This is a genomic window from Erythrobacter sp. SN6-5 (assembly GCF_057364945.1).
In genome coordinates this window covers 1,059,266-1,078,171 of the sequence record NZ_CP200282.1, presented here as the reverse complement: position 1 = coordinate 1,078,171, position 18,906 = coordinate 1,059,266, and the positions used below count along the sequence as shown (strand labels likewise).

At 59.3% G+C, this 18,906-nt stretch carries 15 protein-coding genes, 1 tRNA gene and 2 pseudogenes; 6 read left to right on the top strand and 12 right to left on the bottom strand.

Going from position 1 to position 18,906, the window contains the following annotated elements; all coding sequences use genetic code 11:
* The first annotated feature begins 58 nt into the window (after positions 1–58).
* Positions 59–679, top strand: coding sequence for a TetR/AcrR family transcriptional regulator (locus tag AC0V6Z_RS05335; RefSeq protein WP_472640330.1), 621 nt, complete (start codon positions 59–61; stop codon positions 677–679).
* A 67-nt stretch (positions 680–746) separates the two neighbouring features.
* On the opposite strand, the gene AC0V6Z_RS05330 is transcribed toward AC0V6Z_RS05335, so the two are convergent.
* The 5 genes from AC0V6Z_RS05330 to AC0V6Z_RS05310 all read right to left on the bottom strand — a co-directional run bounded on the left by AC0V6Z_RS05330 (position 747) and on the right by AC0V6Z_RS05310 (position 6,855).
* Positions 747–3,248, bottom strand: a complete 2,502-nt coding sequence (locus AC0V6Z_RS05330) for a ligase-associated DNA damage response DEXH box helicase (protein ID WP_472640329.1) — start codon at positions 3,246–3,248, stop codon at positions 747–749.
* Between the two features lie 43 nt (positions 3,249–3,291).
* On the bottom strand, positions 3,292–4,134 hold the full coding sequence (locus tag AC0V6Z_RS05325) for a DUF2059 domain-containing protein (protein WP_472640328.1): 843 nt from the start codon (positions 4,132–4,134) through the stop codon (positions 3,292–3,294).
* A gap of 50 nt (positions 4,135–4,184) precedes the next feature.
* Positions 4,185–5,600 carry a phosphoglucomutase/phosphomannomutase PgmG gene (gene pgmG, locus AC0V6Z_RS05320; protein ID WP_472640327.1) on the bottom strand — a complete coding sequence of 472 codons (1,416 nt, stop codon included), beginning with the start codon at positions 5,598–5,600 and terminating at the stop codon, positions 4,185–4,187.
* Between the two features lie 103 nt (positions 5,601–5,703).
* Positions 5,704–6,039 (bottom strand): J domain-containing protein, encoded by a 336-nt coding sequence (locus AC0V6Z_RS05315; RefSeq protein ID WP_472640326.1) that lies wholly within the window; start codon positions 6,037–6,039, stop codon positions 5,704–5,706.
* A 3-nt stretch (positions 6,040–6,042) separates the two neighbouring features.
* The gene (locus tag AC0V6Z_RS05310; protein WP_472640325.1) at positions 6,043–6,855 is read right to left on the bottom strand and encodes a division plane positioning ATPase MipZ; all 813 of its coding nucleotides are present in this window, start codon (positions 6,853–6,855) and stop codon (positions 6,043–6,045) included.
* Positions 6,856–6,961: 106 nt separating this feature from the next.
* Between AC0V6Z_RS05310 and panC the strand changes: the two genes are divergently transcribed.
* The 5 genes from panC (at position 6,962) to AC0V6Z_RS05285 (ending at position 11,802) form a co-directional block, all read left to right on the top strand.
* Positions 6,962–7,852 (top strand): pantoate--beta-alanine ligase, encoded by an 891-nt coding sequence (panC, locus tag AC0V6Z_RS05305; protein WP_472640853.1) that lies wholly within the window; start codon positions 6,962–6,964, stop codon positions 7,850–7,852.
* 63 nt (positions 7,853–7,915) lie between these two features.
* A tRNA-Gly gene (locus tag AC0V6Z_RS05300) sits at positions 7,916–7,989 on the top strand.
* Between the two features lie 212 nt (positions 7,990–8,201).
* On the top strand, positions 8,202–9,104 hold the full coding sequence (gene cysD, locus AC0V6Z_RS05295) for a sulfate adenylyltransferase subunit CysD (protein WP_472640324.1): 903 nt from the start codon (positions 8,202–8,204) through the stop codon (positions 9,102–9,104).
* Complete coding sequence (cysN, locus tag AC0V6Z_RS05290) at positions 9,104–11,032, top strand: sulfate adenylyltransferase subunit CysN (RefSeq protein ID WP_472640323.1); 1,929 nt, start codon at positions 9,104–9,106, stop codon at positions 11,030–11,032. Before cysD ends, cysN begins: the two co-directional genes overlap by 1 nt.
* Positions 11,033–11,064: 32 nt before the next feature.
* Positions 11,065–11,802, top strand: coding sequence for a 3'(2'),5'-bisphosphate nucleotidase CysQ (locus AC0V6Z_RS05285; protein ID WP_472640852.1), 738 nt, complete (start codon positions 11,065–11,067; stop codon positions 11,800–11,802).
* On the opposite strand, the gene AC0V6Z_RS05280 is transcribed toward AC0V6Z_RS05285, so the two are convergent.
* The 7 genes and pseudogenes from AC0V6Z_RS05280 to pgeF form a co-directional block, all read right to left on the bottom strand.
* Complete coding sequence (locus AC0V6Z_RS05280; protein WP_472640322.1) at positions 11,803–12,399, bottom strand: OmpA family protein; 597 nt, start codon at positions 12,397–12,399, stop codon at positions 11,803–11,805.
* Between the two features lie 30 nt (positions 12,400–12,429).
* Positions 12,430–14,339, bottom strand: a pseudogene (locus AC0V6Z_RS05275) (cation:proton antiporter).
* Between the two features lie 85 nt (positions 14,340–14,424).
* Entirely contained in the window at positions 14,425–14,961 is a 537-nt protein-coding gene (locus AC0V6Z_RS05270; protein ID WP_472640321.1) for an adenine phosphoribosyltransferase, read from the bottom strand.
* A gap of 117 nt (positions 14,962–15,078) precedes the next feature.
* Positions 15,079–15,930, bottom strand: a complete 852-nt coding sequence (locus AC0V6Z_RS05265; RefSeq protein ID WP_472640320.1) for a cytochrome c1 — start codon at positions 15,928–15,930, stop codon at positions 15,079–15,081.
* A gap of 64 nt (positions 15,931–15,994) precedes the next feature.
* A pseudogene (locus AC0V6Z_RS05260) lies at positions 15,995–17,342 on the bottom strand (cytochrome b).
* Between the two features lie 43 nt (positions 17,343–17,385).
* On the bottom strand, positions 17,386–17,931 hold the full coding sequence (petA, locus tag AC0V6Z_RS05255; protein WP_472640319.1) for a ubiquinol-cytochrome c reductase iron-sulfur subunit: 546 nt from the start codon (positions 17,929–17,931) through the stop codon (positions 17,386–17,388).
* Positions 17,932–18,165: 234 nt separating this feature from the next.
* Complete coding sequence (gene pgeF, locus AC0V6Z_RS05250; RefSeq protein ID WP_472640318.1) at positions 18,166–18,906, bottom strand: peptidoglycan editing factor PgeF; 741 nt, start codon at positions 18,904–18,906, stop codon at positions 18,166–18,168.

The following is an 18,906-nucleotide window of genomic DNA, read 5'->3' as shown; positions in this document are numbered from 1 at the left end:
TTATACGCGTTATAATTATATAGTTGCATTTGCCGTGTCAATGGGGTCTAACGTGGCAATGACTAAGTTGCCGAGCAGCCAACGCCGCCCACGAGGAAGGCCGTCCAAGACGCCTGGCCAGAACGAAGCGACGCGGCAGTTGATTGCGAAAACCGCGGAGAGCCTTTTCCAGGAAGAAGGCTATGCCAACGTCTCGATCCGCCGATTGGCGAACGAGGTCGGCTGCTCTCCGATGACGCTTTACAAATACTACGACAGCAAACTCGCAATACTCCAGACGCTATGGACGGTCGTGTTCCGAGCGGTGTTTGGTGAGATTAGAGCGAGATTGGAGTCAGTCACTGATCCCAAAGAGCGGCTTCGGCTCGCTTGCAAGCTCTATGTTGGATACTGGCTGACAAACCCGGAACACTATCGTCTCGTATTTATGGCGGACGGAGTGACTCAGTCAGACGTCAGCCTGTTCGTCGACAACCCTGAGATTTTGGCTGACTTTGAACTATTTCCGCAGGCAATCGCCCTAGCTGCGGGCGGTATTGCCGAGGAATCGCTCCAACTAAATACGGACCTAATTCTGGGAGCGCTTCATGGCATTGCGCATAACAAGATCACTATCAGCGCATATCCATGGTCGGACGCAAACGATACAATAGATCTGCTTTTAGAGCGCTTGTTCTAGTCCACCATCAACGATTGCTTGTGGGTCGCTATCGGACGGTCCGCCTTTGCCCCTGCCCCGCCGCTCCCTAATCCTCCAGCGGCTCATCCACCCGCATCGCTTCACCTGCCAGCGTCTCTGCCTCCAGCAGCAGTTCATCATCCACCGCGCCTTGCGGCACAGCCTCGCGCCCGATCATCGTCATCACTGGCACGGCCAGCGGGCTGACCCGGTCGAGCTCGACATGCACCAATTCTCGTTCTGAGCGCTCCAGCAAATCAGCGAGACGCCCGACATCCGTCATCCGCGCGCGGACATCGGCCCAGGCCGCCTCCAGCAGCACATGGTCTGGCTCGTATTTCTTCAGCACATCGTAAATGAGGTCGGTCGAGAACGTGACCTGTTTGCCGGTCTTGCGCTTGCCGGGATGCTGCCGCTCCACCAGCCCGCTGATCACGGCAACCTCGCGAAAGGCACGGCGCAGCAGGTGGGATTCCTGCACCCAATCCACGAACTCATCATTCAAAATATCGGGCGAGAGCAGCGGCACTGGGTTCGCAACCGGCTTTAATCCCCACACGCCGAGCGAATAATCATTCGCCACAAATCCGCCCGGCGCGAGGCCCAGATCCTCCATCCGCCGCGTGATCAACATGCCCAGGCTCTGGTTCGCGTTCCATCCCTCAAACGTATAATAGACGCTGTAATGCTTCTTCGCGTGGGGGAAGCTCTCGACCAGCAGCTTGCCCGGCCCCGGCATTTCGCTGCGCCAATCCTGCACCTCCAGCCATTCGCGCACATCATCGGGAAAACGCGCCCAGCTGAGCCGGTCGCTCAGCATGTGCTGCACCCGGCTCGCCAAATGGGTGGTGAGCGGCAGGCGCAGCCCTCCATAGCTCGGGATGGTCGCCGATTTTTTCGCCGCGCGGACGATCACATCCATATCCTTGAGGCTCTCCACCTCCAGGCTGATGCCCGCAAAGAAGAACGTGTCGCCGGGCGAGAGCTGAGCGGCGAAGCGTTCCTCCACTTTGCCCAGCTTGCGGCCATTCTTGAACCGCACCATCAGCATTTCACTATCGACAATGATCCCGGCGTTCATCCGGTGGCGCTGCGCGTGGCTGGGATGGGTGAGCCGCCATATGCCCTTGCCAAAGGGCAATTTCGCAAGCGGCCGATCGCGCGTGATCCGCTTGAACTTGTCATAGGCTTTGAGCGCATAGCCGCCATTTTCGACAAAGCTCAGCACACGCTGGAATGCAGCCTCGTCGACCCAGGCATAGGCCAGGCCACTGCGAATCTCAGCCAGCAATTCGGCTTCGCAAAAATCGCCCGCACAGGCGCAGGCCATCACATGCTGAGCCAGCACATCGAGGCCGCCGCTACGAAAATCCTCGCCATCACGCTGCCCCTCATCCACCGCATCCTTGGCGGCGGTCGCCTCCAGAAATTCAAAGCGATTACCGGGGACCAGGATCGCACGGCTGGGTGCATCCAGCCGGTGATTGGCGCGGCCAATCCGTTGCAGCAGACGAGAGCTACCCTTGGGCGCGCCCATTTGCACCACGCAGTCAATATCGCCCCAGTCGACGCCCAGATCGAGGCTGGCGGTGCATACGAGGCCGCGCAGACGCCCCTGTGCCATCGCATCCTCGACCTTGCGCCGCGCCTCTTTCGACAGGCTGCCGTGGTGGACGCCGATGGGCAGATTGTCCTCGTTCACATCCCACAGGCATTGGAAAATGAACTCCGCCAGAAAGCGGGTGTTGGTGAAGACCAGCGTCGTCTTATTGGCTTTGATCTGCTCATAAAGTTGATCCACCGCCCAGCGCCCGGCATGCCCGCCCCACGGCACACGCGCATCAATCGGCAGCAGGATCTCAACCTCCGCCGGTGCGCCATCCTCGCCCAGCACCAGCTCCGCCGCCGCAATCTCGCCCGTGCCATCATCGGCCTGCGGGGCCAGCCATTCGCGAAAGGCCAGCGGGTTGGCGAGCGTTGCTGACAAAGCGACCCGCTGCATATCGGGCGCAAGCTTCTGAAGCCGCGCGAGCGCCAATGCGAGCAGGTCTCCGCGCTTGCCCGTGGCGAAGGCATGGACCTCGTCAATCACCACCCGCTTTAAGCCGCGAAACAGCTCCAGACTTTCCGGATAGCACAACAGCAGAGATAGGCTCTCTGGCGTGGTCAGCATCACATGTGGTGGCTTGGTTCGCTGGCGCTTCTTCTTGTCAGAGGAGGTGTCGCCGCTGCGCGTCTCAATCTGAATATCAAGGCCAATCTCCTCCACCGGGGTCAGCAGATTACGCTGCACATCATGGGCCAGCGCCTTTAACGGCGAAACATAGAGCGTGTGCAGGCCCTCTGGCGGCTTTGCACCTTGCAGGGTCGAGGGCGCGAAGGCGGCCAATGTCGGCAAAAACCCGGCCAGCGTCTTGCCCGCGCCAGTATCCGCCACCAGCAGCGCGTGATTGCCCGCCTCGGCCTGAGCCAGCATGTCGAGCTGATGCCGCCGCACGCGCCAGCCGCGCGCATCGAACCACGCCTGGATCTCAGATGGAAGATTTGGGGAAGGCGCGCTGGCTGTCACGCCTCACACAATGGAGATCGGCGCAGCCTCTCGCAAGCGCAGATCAGAACGGTGAACCGCCGCCTCCGCTTGGAGGTTGAACAATATCCGCTAGCTCCCCTTCGGACAGGCCGAGCAATTGTGCCATGTGCGCACGCTCATCCGCGCTCAAATCTTCAAAGGCGCGCTCCGCCGGCAGCTCCGCCATTTTTTCAGATACGCGCGTTTCCATGTCGGCAAACTGTCCCATCATCGCCGGCATCGCCTCCATACTAGCGGACATCACTTGCGGATCAGTGAACAATGCCATGGTCTGCTGCGCATAAATCTCGCCAGTTGGTGTTGCATAAAAGGCCGAGATATCGGTCAGTTGCTCTGCGGTGAAGCGCACTGCGTAAGCGCGCGCCATGCCTTGGCGAAAGCCCGGCTCAATCAAGGTGGCAACCTCGGTCATCATCTCGCCAAACACGCCGCCCATCGCCTCACCGCGCTGCTCAAATCCAGGATCGAGCAAGGCCACCAGCTCGCTGCGTTCCTCGGCGCTCAAGGCCTCAACTTTAGCCGGATCGGTCGCCAGCCGAGTGGACAGCATCATTTGCGCACCCGTCTCACCAGAAAACATCGCCATAATCGGGGTGAAGGTATCGCCCATCATATCGCCCATGAGCTCGGCGTAGAAACCCTCCGGCATCATCGTCGCAACAATCGCCTCAGCCGCGGGCAGACGCGCCTCTTGCTCCGCCGTCAGCGGCTCTGCCTGGAACATGCCCGTTAGCGCGCCCATGACCTGCTCCAGCTCTTCGGCCGTCGGCTCTGACGAGGCAGAATCCTGAGCCGCAAGCGGCGCGGAAAACGCCAAGGCGGCCGCGCTGAGTGAGAGAGCAATGTGCTTAAACGGACGCTTCATCTCTTTGTCCTTGTGCGATTATTCGGATGCAAATTCGTGTGCTCTTAGTTCTAGTGCCCCACGCTTTCGCCGCGCTCAAGGCCGGACAGGGCCAATTGCTCGTCAATTTGTGCGATCAAGCGCTCCAGCCCTTCAGCGGTATCGCTTTCTGCGCGCGCGACCAGCACGTCCTGCGTGTTTGAAGCCCGCAGCAGCCACCAGCCATCGGCGGTGTTCACCCGCACGCCGTCGGTCGCATTGACCTCTTCGACGCCGGGGCCAGGATTGGTCGTCATCCGCTCGCTGATTTCGGCCATAGCCGGAAATTTGCGCACTTCATCGACTTGGAACCGCATCTCTGGCGTATTCAGCATGTCGGGCATCGCCCCGCGCAGCTCCGTCACCGATTTGCCGAGTCGCGCAGAGGCCGCGATCAGCCGCAATCCAGCATACAGAGCGTCATCAAAGCCGTAATATGTGTCAGCAAAGAACACATGGCCGCTCATTTCACCGGCCAAGGGAGAGCCCGTCTCCTTCATTTTGGACTTAATCAAGCTGTGCCCGGTCTTCCACATCAGCGGCTGTCCGCCATGCTCCGCGACGTGATCAAACAAAGCGCGGCTGGCCTTCACATCGGCAATAATCGTCGCGTTTTGGTGGGTTTTGAGGACATCCTCAGCATAGATCATCAGCAATTGATCGCCCCAAATCACCCGGCCCGAACCATCGATCGCGCCGATCCGATCCCCATCACCATCGAAAGCCACACCAAAGTCGAGGTTCTTCTCCGCGACCAGCGCGCGAAGATCAGTCAGATTGGCTTCCACAGTCGGATCAGGGTGATGATTGGGAAAATGTCCATCAACGTCAGTAAACAGCAGATGATGTTCCCCGGGCAGCCGCGCGGCCAACGCCTCCAAAGCAGGTCCAGCTGCGCCATTGCCAGCGTCCCATCCGACCTTGAGGTCGGCGAGAGCTTCCCCCTCAATCCCGGTGAGAGCCTTGAGCAAGCGCTCGACATACTCACTCAGGATATCGCGCTCGCTGACCTCCCCGTTGCCGTCGGCCCACCGGCCAGCGGCGGCCATTTCGCCGATCGCCAGGATGTCCTTTCCAAAGAACGGACGCCCTTGAAATACCATTTTGAAGCCATTGTAATTGGCGGGATTGTGGCTGCCAGTTATCTGTATGCCGCCATCAATCTGTTCGGATGACGCCTCAGCATAGTAAAGCATTGGGGTGGCGCTCATCCCGATCTTTACGACGTCGCAGCCGCTGGCTGTGAGCCCTTCGGAAAGGGCGTGTTCGAGCATGGGTGAGCTGACCCTACCATCGTAGCCTACCGCCACCGTCTTGCCACCTGCCTCACGCAGCATGGTGCCAAAACTGCGCCCGATGGCCCGCGCATCATCCGCGCCCAGCGTCTCACCAATGACCCCGCGAATGTCATATTCACGCAGGACCGTGGAGTGAAATTGGTGGCTCATGATAAGATCATCCTGAATGGGGTTTGGGGTGGTTGATTGAATCGAAGGCCGCGACGCACGCCAAAGCCTATCGTCCTAATATGCGGCTCCATCATAGCCCGCATCACTCAGGCGGAGCGCCTGCATTGTCATCATCATCGCGCGCCTTCGCCGGTGCGGGGCCGGGCAATTCTTCATACAGCAGATCGCGCGCCGCATTCGCCTCATACACTTGCTCAGCCGAGCCGCCTTTATCGGGATGCACGACTGCAATCAGGCGCTTATGCGCCGCCGCAATCTCTGCGTAATCTGCATCTTGAGGTACGCGCAGCAATTGCCGCGCCTTCGTCAGCTCCTGGTTCCTGCTTGAGGGGCCCTTCGCCATATCCCACGGCCATTTGCCCAGCGCCCAGCGGAACAGGACGCATATCAGCACAAGAATAACCGCGATCTTTAGCATGGCTCAGGCGAGCTCCATCTGCGATTGCCCGCGTTCAAAATCGGGCAGGTTGAGGGCCTTTAAAAGCGAACGCAGCTCTTGCCGCGCGATCAGATGGCTGGTGCCCAGCTCACCCAAGTGCCCCTTATCAAGCAAAGTGAGCCCGGAGGGAAACAGTTCCCGATAAATCACCCGCTCGGAAAGACCGTGGGCGACCCGAAAACCGACGCGCTTCGACATTTCATTAAGCGCCTGCTCAATCCGGGCCATATTGCGCGCCTCAACGTGGCCGGTCCGGTTGCGCACCACGATCCAATCCATCTCAGGACGCTTGTCAGCCAGAGTGGCACGGCTGCGCTTCACCCGAGCCTCCCAGATCAGCTCTGCGAAGAAGGACAATTTCTTGACCTTAAAGGTCTCCGAATCAACCTGGCCGATCAAATCGAAATCGACGAAGCTGTCATTCATAGGTGTGACCAAAGTGTCGGCGTTTTCCGCCGCCGTACGGGCCAAAGGATCGTCACGCCCAGGATTGTCTATGATCAGGAAATCGGCGTCCTTCTCCAACCGATCTATCGCCACCAGCAGTGCGGAATCGCTGCGCCCTCTGAAAACCTGGCACTGGGGCGTGGGCAGGTTGATCCCGCGCCGCTCTGCGGTGGCTGCGCGGTTTTCCATATAGCGGTCCATCGTGCGCTGACGCGGATCAAGGTCAATCGCCACCACCCGCGCGCCCAGATAGGACAGCGCAACCGCAATATGCACCGCGGTAGTGGATTTGCCCGTACCGCCTTTTTCATTCGCAAAGACGATGCGGTGCGCGCTTTTCTGGGCCATGGGCCGTGTCCTTCATTGCGAACGTCGGTGCGAACGGGGCGATCTTGTCTCCGCTCGCCCAGCGCGGCTAAAGATGAGTTACAGCGCATACCGAAAGGGCAAACCACTGCAAACCGTAAGCACACTCGAGATGTTGAGAAAATCCATCGCGGCGCTGCGCCGGGAACCGGTGGCAGAGGGTAGCATCAGCGCACCCGCCAGCATTGGCCTGGTCCCGACCATGGGCGCGCTGCACGAGGGGCATCTCACTTTGATGCGGGCTGCGCGTGATCAATGCGACCATGTGGTAGCCTCGATCTTCGTCAACCCGACCCAATTTGGCGAAGGTGAAGACTTGGACGCTTATCCCCGGCAATTGGCCGAGGATTCCGCCATGCTGGAAAGCGTCGGGGTGTCACTGCTGTGGGCACCAACAGTCGAGGCTATGTATCCCGGCGGGCCGCGAAATTTTGCCAGCAGTATTTCCGTACGCGGGGTGAGCGAAGGCCTTTGCGGCGCGGACAGGCCGGGTCATTTTGACGGGGTCGCCACGGTCGTGTGCAAACTCTTCAATCAAGTCCAACCCGATATGGCGTTCTTCGGCGAGAAGGATTTTCAACAACTTGCGGTGATCCGCACCATGGCCCGCGACCTTGATCTGACCCAGCCGCCTGCAGAGCAGATCATCGGCGTGCCAACCGTGCGAGAGGCAGATGGCCTCGCGATGAGCAGCCGCAACCGCTATCTCTCACCCAGTGACCGAGCAGCGGCCGCGACCCTGCCTGCGGCAATGAAGACAGCGATTGCAGAGATCGAGAGCGGCGCGCCTGTTAACGCGGCACTCAGCGCGCTCAAATCCGCACTGCTGGGTGCCGGCTTCTCCAGCGTGGATTACGCGTCGCTGGCGGACGCGAGCACGTTGGCAGAGATCACTGCCCTAGACAGCGGGCCCGCCCGCCTGCTGGTGGCCGCGCGAATTGGCGGCACGCGGTTGATCGACAATATGCCAGTGGATTAGGTTTTATTTGACGGACACGCATCTACCGTGGCAATGGCGCTGCGCCCAACGGCAAAAACGTGGGCGGGTATAGCATAGTGGTAATGCTCTAGCCTTCCAAGCTAGCTAGAGGGGTTCGATTCCCCTTACCCGCTCCAGATTTTTTGTTCGTTCACGCTCATTCCCAAGCCACCCGCTCCCTCCACCCTTCCACCCGGATTGTCACACCGGAGTATGATCCGGGTGGAAGGGTGGAGGGAGCGGGTGGCCCAGACCGTTACAAAACTCGCAGCGCGCACAACAAAATTTCCCCGCGCCATAGCTTTTCTAGGTTTGATGCGGCGCTTTCAGCTATTAGCTGCCCAGAACCATGAAAAGCCTTACCCATCTTGAGCGGCTCGAAGCCGAAAGCATCCATATCTTCCGCGAAGTCGTGGCCGAGACTGAAAAGCCGGTTATGCTGTATTCGGTCGGCAAGGATTCCTCGGTCATGCTGCACCTTGCGCGAAAGGCGTTCTACCCAGCGCCGCCGCCCTTCCCGATGCTGCATGTGGCGTCTGGATGGGACTTTCAGGCGCTGCTGGATCACCGTGACAAGACGGTGAAGGAATATGATCTCGACCTGATCGTGGCTGAGAACGAGCATGCCGAGGAACAAGGCATCAACCCGTTCGACACCGGCAGCGCGCTCTATTCCCAGGCGCAGCTGACCGACCCCTTGAAGGCAGCACTGACCAAGCACGGGTTCGACGCGGCCTTTGGCGGCGGGCGGCGCGATGAGGAAAAGGCCCGCGCGAAAGAGCGCGTGTTTTCTTTCCGCACCGCATCGCACCGCTGGGACCCCAAAAACCAGCGGCCCGAGCTGTGGAACCTCTACAACACCAAAAAGGCCGATGATGAGAGCATTCGCGTGTTCCCGATCAGCAATTGGACCGAGCTCGACATCTGGCAATACATCGCGCTGGAAAAGATCGATATCGTGCCGCTTTATATGTCCCAAAAGCGCCCCACGGTGGAGCGTGACGGGATGCTGCTGGTCGTGGATGACGACCGTTTCCGCCTAGAGCCGGGCGAAGAGCCGGTTGAGCGGTCCGTCCGTTTCCGCACGCTGGGATGCTATCCGCTGACTGGCGCGACGGAGAGCGATGCGACCGATATGAACCTGATCATTCAGGAAATGCTGCTCGCCACCGGATCTGAACGGCAAGGCCGCGCGATCGACAAGGGGCAATCCGCATCGATGGAAGACAAGAAGCAAGAGGGGTATTTCTGATGAACACGCAGGACTCCAGCTTCCAAACCGATGCACTGATCGCGGAGGATATCGACGCCTATCTCGACCAGCATCAGCATAAGAGCCTGCTGCGGTTCATCACCTGCGGCAGCGTGGATGATGGCAAATCGACCCTGATCGGGCGACTGCTGTACGACTCCAAGATGATCTTCGAAGATCAGCTGACCGCGCTGGAAAGCGACAGCAAAAAGGTTGGCACGCAAGGCGATGAGATTGACTTTGCGCTGTTGGTCGATGGCCTAGCGGCGGAACGCGAACAGGGCATCACCATCGATGTTGCCTACCGGTTCTTCACCACCGAGAAACGCAAATTCATCGTCGCCGACACACCGGGGCACGAGCAATACACCCGCAATATGGTCACCGGGGCCTCAACCGCCGATCTGGCGGTGATCCTGGTGGATGCGCGCAAAGGTGTGCTTGAACAAACGCGGCGGCATTCCTTCCTCGTCCACCTGCTGGGCATCAAGCATTTGGTGCTGGCAGTGAATAAGATGGATCTGGTCGATTACGATCAGGCCCGATTTGAGGAAATCCTGGCCGATTACAGCCAGTTTGCCGGGCAGATCGGCATAGAAGGCTTCACCGCGATCCCGATCTCCGGCTTTAAGGGCGACAACATCACCCCAAGAGCCGATGGCGCCCCTTCAGCTAACACGCCGTGGTATGGCGGCCCCTCCCTAATCCAGCATCTGGAAACGGTTGAGCTGGCCAACACCGCCGCGCAGGAGCGCAGTTTCCGCATGCCCGTGCAATGGGTGAACCGGCCCAACTTGGATTTTCGCGGGTTTACCGGCCTGATCGCGAGCGGCACGATCAAACCCGGCGATAAGGTGCGCATTGTTCCCGCGGGCAAGACCAGCACCGTCAAATCTATCCTGACCTTCGATGGAGAGCTGAATGAGGCCGTCGCCGGTCAATCGGTCACCATCACTTTGGCGGATGAAGTTGATTGCAGCCGAGGCGATGTGATCGCGGCGGCGGACAATCCACCTGAAGCCTCAGACCAGTTTGAAACCACGCTCGTGTGGATGGACGAGGCGGCGCTCAAACCTGGCCGCGCCTATTGGCTCAAAATCGGCAGCCAGATGGTCAGCGCGACCATCGCTGAACCGAAATATGAGATCTGCATCAACCGGTTTGAGCATCTGGCGGCAAAAACGCTGGAGCTCAACGGCATCGGCGTGGCGGAGCTGCGCACGGATCGGCCGATCACATTCGAATCCTATGAAACCAGCCGCGCGCTTGGCGGGTTCATCCTGATCGACAAGTTCACCAATGCGACTGTGGGCGCCGGGATGCTGCATTTCAGCCTGCGACGCGCGCAAAACGTGCATTGGCAACCGACCACGATTACCCGCGATGATCATTCTGGCCTGAAGAACCAGCGCCCGCGCGTGCTGTGGTTCACCGGGCTTTCTGGCTCGGGCAAATCGACCATCGCTAATGAAGTGGAGAAGCGCCTCGCGCTGATGAACCGCCACACCTTCCTGCTCGACGGGGACAATGTGCGCCACGGGCTGAACAAGGATCTGGGCTTTACCGAGGCAGACCGGATTGAGAACATTCGCCGCATTGGCGAGGTGGCGAAGCTGATGACGGATGCCGGGCTGATCGTGATGACCGCGTTTATCTCGCCATTCCGGGCTGAGCGCCAAATGGTGCGCGAAATGATGCCGGAAGGTGAGTTCATCGAGATCTTCGTAGACACGCCATTGGAAGTCGCCGAACAACGCGATGTGAAGGGCCTTTACAAAAAGGCGCGCGATGGAGAGCTTAAGAACTTCACCGGGATCGACAGCCCCTATGAAGAGCCAGAGAACCCGGAAATCCGCGTAAACACGGTGGAGATGACGATTGAAGAAGCCGCCGACCACATCATTGCCGCGATCCTGCCGCTGAAATGACAGGCGAAGTACTAAGCGCCGATCCGGCCGCAATGTCCGATGCGGAATTGGCCGCACATCTGGCAGAGGTCGCAGGGCGCATCCTACTGGATGTCCGCAGCAGCGGTATGTTCACTGGCAAGGCGCTGGGCGCGGCAGGCGATGCCACGGCGAACCAATTCCTGTGCCATGCGATCCGCGCCGCGCGGCCTGACGATGGCCTGCTATCTGAAGAGGAGAAGGACGACACCGCCCGCTGCTCCATGAGCCGCGTCTGGATCGTCGATCCGGTGGATGGCACGCGCGAATATGGCGAGGAGCGCAGCGATTGGGCAGTGCATGTCGGCCTGTCAGTGGATGGCGCAGCCAGTGTCGGCGCGGTCGCTCTGCCCGGTCTGAATGGCGGCATCGTGCTGCGCTCTGATCAGCCGGTCGCCCTGCCCGAACCGACGGCAAAACCGCTTCTGGTCGTCAGCCGCACTCGGCCCGCTAAGGAAGCGGTCGCATTAGCTGACGCGATTGGCGGCGAATTGCTGCCCATGGGCAGCGCGGGCGCAAAGGCCATGGCAATCGTGCGCGGCGAGGCTGAGATTTACCTGCATTCCGGCGGGCAATATGAATGGGATAGCTGCGCACCGATTGCGGTAGCGGCGGCCCACGGCCTGCATTGCAGCCGGATCGATGGCTCACCAATGGTCTATAACCAAGCGGACACATACTTGCCCGACCTGCTGATCTGCCGCCCGGAATATGCGCAGTCCGCGCTTGAGCTAGTCGCTAGCCTCGACTGATCAGTCTGCGGCGGCATCTTGCGATGGCGCAGGCCGCGCGGAGCCGACCAGCACCTCCACCCGGCGGTTCGCCGCCCGCCCTGCGTCATTCGGCGCGCCATTGGGCAGAGCGTTGGGCTCTATCGGGTTTTGCTCCCCGAAAACGATCACACGAATGCGGTCATCAGCAATACCGTTCTCGATCAGCCAAGCGGCGACCGCCAGACCGCGCGCCTCGGACGCTCGCGCATTCACCGCATCGCTGCCACCAGCATCGCTGTGAGCGCGCAGGACAATCGGCAGGCCACGCGCCACCTGTTCTGAGGCGAGCACTTCTTTGAGCGCCGTCAAGGCTTCTCCGCTAAGCTCCGATCCGCCATCGGGAAAACCAATCGTGGCGTTAAGCGGCTCCAGCGGAGCCTCCACTTCGGGTTGCTCAATATCGCTGCGCAGGATTGAGACGGTTTCTTCTTCGCTCGCCCCGTCTTCGGCATTCTCGCCATCGGCGCCATCCGCAATGCTGACGTCCTCGCCCGCATCCACAGCATCGCGCTCGGCACTGCAGGCGGATAGGCCCATCATCAATGATGCTGCGATCAAGACTGTCGTCGTTCTCATCACTTCCTCGTTTACCTTTGCCCGCCTCGATCAGGCCGTTTGCGGGCCTGTGTCGCCCTCGCCGCTGGGTTTGGAGTTTTCCTTCGCCCGCTCTTTTCCGCTCTCTTTATTGGCGCGCTTTGCCGCGTGATCTTCCGCGCTCTTCAATGAAGGCGGGGTGAAGGAAATGATCGTATCGCCCGCGCGCGGTTCTGGCCGGGCGGCATGGGTGAAGAACCTCAGCGTGCCGCTCTTGCGCACCAGCATCAGCATATTTGCGGTTTGCGGCAGGATCTCCTGCGCGTCTTCAAAATTGAACTCGTCAGACAGCTTGGTCTTGCGGAATACCCAGCCTTGCTCCTGGCGCTCATTGGTGTCGGACACGCCAAAACCCGATTCGAACAATGCGCGCCCCCGGATGCTCTCTGGCAGCGCGTGCTTATCGTCCTCATCCGCGCTTTCGCCTAGTTGATAGACGGAATCGCGCCCCACCTCATGCGCAAATTCATTACAGACGAGTGCATTGTAAGCCTCGTTATCAGTGGCCGCGACCAGCACCTGGAATGGGGTAAGGTCGAGATTGTGCTCAGTCGCCTCGTTCAAGATCTCGCCGTGGTAGAACGGCAAGCCTTCGCGCCGCGCCGCGCCAAGCCGCTGCCAACTGGGATCGACGATCATCACCGGAGTTTTGAGCGCCTGCATCTCGCGCGCGAGCGCAATAGTCCACGGGGTCGCCCCAACGATCAGCAAGCCGGGTCGCGATTCGCCTTTCACGCCCAGCAATTTGGCCGCCCATTCGACCGTAAAGCCGTGGGCAATGACGGTGATAACCACAACGGCAAAGCTGAGACCGGTGAGCAATTGCCCGCCTTCAATCCCAAGCTCATCAAGCCGCAGCGCAAACAGACCAGAGATCGCCACCAGCACAATGCCGCGCGGCGCAATCCAGGCAATGAACAGACGCTCATTCCACGGCACGGCAGTGCCAAGCAGGCTGAGCAAAACAGTGGCCGGGCGCACGAGGAACAGCAGCGCGACCAAGAATGCGAGCGGGCGCCAGCTCGTCTGCAGATAGGTTAGTTCTTCCCACTTCAGCGAGGCAGAAAGCAGGATAAAGATGCCCGAGACGAGCAGCACCGCAATATTCTCTTTGAACGGGTGGATCGAGCGCAGGCTAGAGACGCCAAGGTTGGCGAGCGTGATGCCCATCACCGTAACCGCGACCAGACCTGCTTCGTGCTCGATATTATTCGACAGGACGAACACGCCGATCACCGCGCTGAACAGCACGGGGACTTTTAGATATTCCGGGATCGCGCCGCGCGGGAACAGGAAGGCAATCAGGCGCGCAGCGGCATAGCCGATCAGTCCCGCCATAATCGCAGCGATGATTAGCGGCGGCACCACTTCGATCAGGGATGCGCCAGGGCTATCGGCGACCTTGCGAAAATATTCATACGCGATCACCGCGCACAGCGCGCCAGTGGGGTCGTTTACAATCCCCTCCCATTTGAGGATCGAGGCGGGCCGCGTCTGGATCTTGGATTGCCTCAGCAGGGGGATGACAACCGTTGGCCCGGTGACGATCAAAATACCGCCAAACAGCACCGCGACCGGCCACACGAGACCGGCAATATAATACCCTGCCGCCGCGCCCAGCGCCCAACCAATAAACACGCCAATGGTGGCGAGGCGGATCACCGCTTGACCGGAATGCCTAAGCTCTCGGTAGTCGAGGCTAAGCCCCCTTCGAACAGGATCAGCGCAACACCAATGCTGACCATAGGATCGAGCAAATCGCCAAAGGCTGCCTCGGGATCGATCAGTCCGGTAATCGGGCCAGCGATAAAGCCCGCCGCCAGCATCAGGACAATCGCAGGCCAACCGGTTCGCCAAGCGACCCATTGCGCGCCGATACCCAGCACGCCGACCGTGGCGATTACAAGAGCTTGCGAGTCCATACCCGCGTTCGGGTGCGCGCTTACGGGGGCGAAATCAAGGCTTAAGACAATCGTTTACAGCGCCGCGAGCTTGCGGGCAGCGGCCTCAATCGCCCTCAAAGTCCAGCAATGTACGCACTTCTAGGCCCGCCGAGGTCAGTTTCGCCGCTCCGCCAAGGTCAGGCAAATCGATCACGAACAGCGCGTGATCAATCCGCGCGCCGGCCATACGCAGCAGCTCTGCCGCGGCAATGGCCGTACCGCCGGTGGCGATCAGATCATCGACGATCACCACATGCTCGCCATCGCTGACGGCGGCAGGGTCCATCTCCAACCGGTCGGTGCCATATTCGAGTGCGTAGTCGACGCCGATGGTCTCAATTGGCAGCTTGCCCGGCTTGCGCACCGGCACAAAGCCAATGCCCAGTTCAACCGCCACCGCCGCGCCAAAGATAAAACCGCGCGCCTCCATCCCGGCGATTTTCTGAGCGCCGCAGGCACGCGCCATTTCGGCCAGATGGCGAACGCTGGCCGCCAGGCCCTGAGGATGGCCGATCAATGTCGTGATGTCGCGAAACTGGATACCTGGCTTGGGAAAGTCTGGGACCGTACGGATCAGCGCGCGCAGTTCTTCAGGGGTCATATCCAGTTCCTCATCTCGTACCGCGCCCACTTGGCATAGGCCTCAAACGAAAAGCGCCCCGCCATCGCATGTGGATGGAGAGGCGCTGTTTCAAACATTGGGCAGATGCCCGTCTGCTTATTTCTTCTTCGGCTTAAGCCCGGCCCAAATCTGCTTCTTCGAGAGATAAGCAAGGATCGTTGCGAACAGCAGGAAGCCAAGCACTGGCCAACCGGTTTGCTTGCGCTTCACCAAAGTTGGCTCAGCGGTCCAGGTCAGGAACGCGGCAACATCAGCAGACATCTGATCGACCGTCGCTTCGGTTCCGTCTGCATAGGTGACTTGGCCGTCGGCCGCGATAGGCGGAGCCATCGCAATGTTCACATTGGCGAAGTACTTGTTGAAATACAGGCCGGTCGGGGTCTCAAACTCTGACACACTCGCGGCGATCTCTGGATCTGGTTCGCCGTAACCAGCAAGCAGCGAGTAGACGTAATTTGTGCCGTCTTTGCGCGCCTTGGTCATCAGTGAGAGATCAGGTGGGATCGCATTGTTGTTGGCCGCAGCGGCCGCAACATCGTTTGCGAACGGTGATGGGAACTGATCGGTCGGCTTGCCCGGACGCGTGGTCGCCTCACCGGTGTTGGGATCGATACCCGGAACGATCCAATTGGCTGCCTCGGCCTGCACTTCTGCTTCGGAATAGCCAAGCTCGCTCAAATTACGGAATGCGACAAATTTCAGACCGTGGCAGGCCGCACAGACCTCTTTATAGACCTGATAGCCGCGCTGCAGCTGAGCATTGTCCCATTTGCCGAACGGACCCTCAAACGAGAACCCACCTTCAGGCGCGATGGGCTTTTCCTTGAAGGCATAATAGTCAGGTTTTTCAGCGGGTGCATAATTGATCGCGCCTGGCAGCAGGGACCAGAAAAACAGGATCCCCACGATCCCTAAACCTGCAATGATCGCTCCGAGACGAATGCTCATACGCTTAGACTTTCAACTTAAACTTGGGCCAAACGGGCGGCGTTGCCAATGGCGGACTATTCGGCTAGAGCTGCAAGGAGCTGGCTTCGCCAGCACCCTTTGCATCCGAACTTGCGGAGTTTTCAGGAGCCGCATCATCCGATCCAAGCACCGATTCGGTGATCGAATAAGGCAGCGGTTTTGGCACTTCGATCTGACTGACGATCGGCAGGATCACCAGGAAGTGCAGGAAGTAATAGGCCGTCGCGATCTGGCTTAGCAGCACGTAAGGCTCCTCTGCTAAGCGCACCTCCGCAATAGGTCAGCAAAGCCATGCAAGGGATGAGGCCGAACCAGAAGAACTTCTTGAACATCGGACGATAATGGCCGGAGCGAACCGGGCTTTTATCGAGCCATGGCAGAATGAACCAGATCAGGATTGAGCCGAACATCGCGATCACACCGAGCAGTTTCGCCGGGACCAGAATGATGCCGGTGAACGGGATCGTCAGATCGGAGGTGAATGCGCGCAGGATCGCGTAGAACGGCAGGAAGTACCATTCCGGAACGATCAGAGCAGGTGTCGAAAGCGGGTTCGCCTCGATATAGTTATCCGGGTGACCCAGCGTGTTCGGAAGGAAGAACACCATGAAAGTGAACGCCAGCAGGAAGATGCCCAGGCCAAAGCCGTCCTTAGCCGTGTAATACGGGTGGAACGGCACGGTGTCGCTTTCCTTCTTCACTTCGATCCCGGTTGGGTTCGACGAGCCAGGAATGTGAAGCGCCCAGATATGCAGGATAACAACGCCTGCAATCACAAATGGCAGCAGGAAGTGCAGCGAGAAGAAACGGTTCAGCGCAGCATTATCAGGCGCAAATCCGCCCAGAAGCCAGGTTTGAAGCGATTCCCCGACCAGCGGGATTGCACCAAACAGGCCGGTAATCACTTTCGCGCCCCAGAAGCTCATTTGGCCCCACGGCAACACATACCCCATAAAGGCAGTCGCCATCATCAACAGGAAGATGACCACCCCCAGCAGCCAGATCATCTCACGCGGCGCTTTGTAAGAAGAATAGTAGAACCCGCGGAAGATATGCAGATAGATCACGATGAAGAAGAAGCTCGCGCCGTTGGCGTGCGCATAACGCATCAGCCAACCGGAATTGACGTTGCGCATGATGTGCTCTGTCGTGGCAAAGGCCACTTCGGCATTGGCCGCATAGTGCATTGCCAAAATCACGCCGGTGATGATCTGGATCATCAAACAGAATCCGGCGAGAACACCAAAATTCCACATATAGTTGAGGTTGCGCGGCACCGGATAGCCCGCACCAACTGCATTGTAGACCAACCGCGGCAATGGCAGCTTTTCATCAATCCATTTGGTGAAGTCGTTCTTCGGTTCGTATTGTTTTGCCCAGGCGAAGCTCATGGCGTTCTCTCGTGAGTGTTCAACAGTAATCTGTCTAGATCGATTATCCGACGCGGATGACCGATTCAGACGTAAATGAAAATTCTGGCACGATCATATTGGTTGGCGCAGGGCCTTTACGGATCCGGCCAGCGGTATCGTAGTGGGAACCATGGCACGGGCAGAAATAGCCACCATATTCCCCTTTATTCTCACCCTCAGCCGCGCCCAGAGGCACACAGCCCAAATGGGTGCAAACGCCCATCGTAACGAGAATGTCTTCATTGCCTTCGCCCAAACGCTCAGCAAGCGTTTGCTGATCCCGCAGGCTGGCCACATCGACTTCATTCGCGGCGGCAATTTCTTCCGCGGTGAGGCGCTTTACAAACAGCGGCTGCTTGCGAAAGATCGTCTTGATGCTCTGGCCCGCTTCGATTGCGGATACGTCCACATCGGTGGTGCTTTCAGCGAGCACATCGGCCGATGGAGCCATTTGGGAAACCAGCGGCAGCGCGCTGGCCGCGGCACCAACGCCAGCGGTCGAGAGTGCTGCCACGTGAATGAAATCACGCCGCCGTACGCCCTCATTTGCTTCGTTTGCATCAGCCATCGTTCAAAAACCCTGTCTTCTTTGCCGCTCTGGATATGTGCCCATGCGGCGGCAACGTTGATTGTTTGTCTAGCCAGTCCAGCGGGAATTTACGCAGTCGGCAAAAGCCCAAACCTGCATTCACCCCATGCCGGATTACAACTCGTGCGCGCTCCTAGCCCCAATGGCCGGGGATTCCAACACTGTTTTCAGCATTGCCTGTTCGCTTTCCTGCAAGCCTATGGCCAAACCACATCAGGGAGCTGCGATCATACTGATTTGACGCCCATAATTCGCCTGCCCGCGCCCGGACGCACGGCGATAGGAATAATAACGCTGCGATAGCGAAAAAGTATCCAGATCGAGCAATTGGACCGTCTTCAACCCAGATTTGGCGAGCCGCGCGGCGACAAAGCCGGGCAAATCAAACTGCCAATGCTCGTCGCGACCCACGGAAAAATGGCGCTCATCCTCATGCGTGAAATTGGCCTTAAAGGGCGCATCCACCTCGTAACTCGCCTGGGAAATCGTGGGTCCGATGGCGGCGGCGATATTCTGAAGCGCTGCGCCCAGAGCCTCCATCGCGGTGAGCGTGTTTTCGAGCACGCCGCCTACCGCGCCGCGCCATCCCGCATGGGCCGCGCCAACAACCCCCGCCTGCCGGTCCGCAAACAGGACCGGCGCACAATCCGCCGTCACAATGCCAAGCACGATGCCAGGCGTTGACGTCACGACAGCATCACCCACTGGGCGTCCAGTGGGATCGTCAGCCCAGGCTTGGCCCACGGTTACAACATCAGGCGAATGGACTTGATGCGGGGCGGCGAGCTTGCCGCCCTCCACCAGAGCTTGCGCCGCTTCCTGACGGTCCCGCGCGATCAATGCGCTATCACCCTCCCCGCCATAGCCGAATTGATGCGCGCCATTTGCATGTCCGAAAAAGCCGTGCGGAATGCGCCCAAGCGCATCAGCCCGGGTGATGTCGAACGCGCCCAC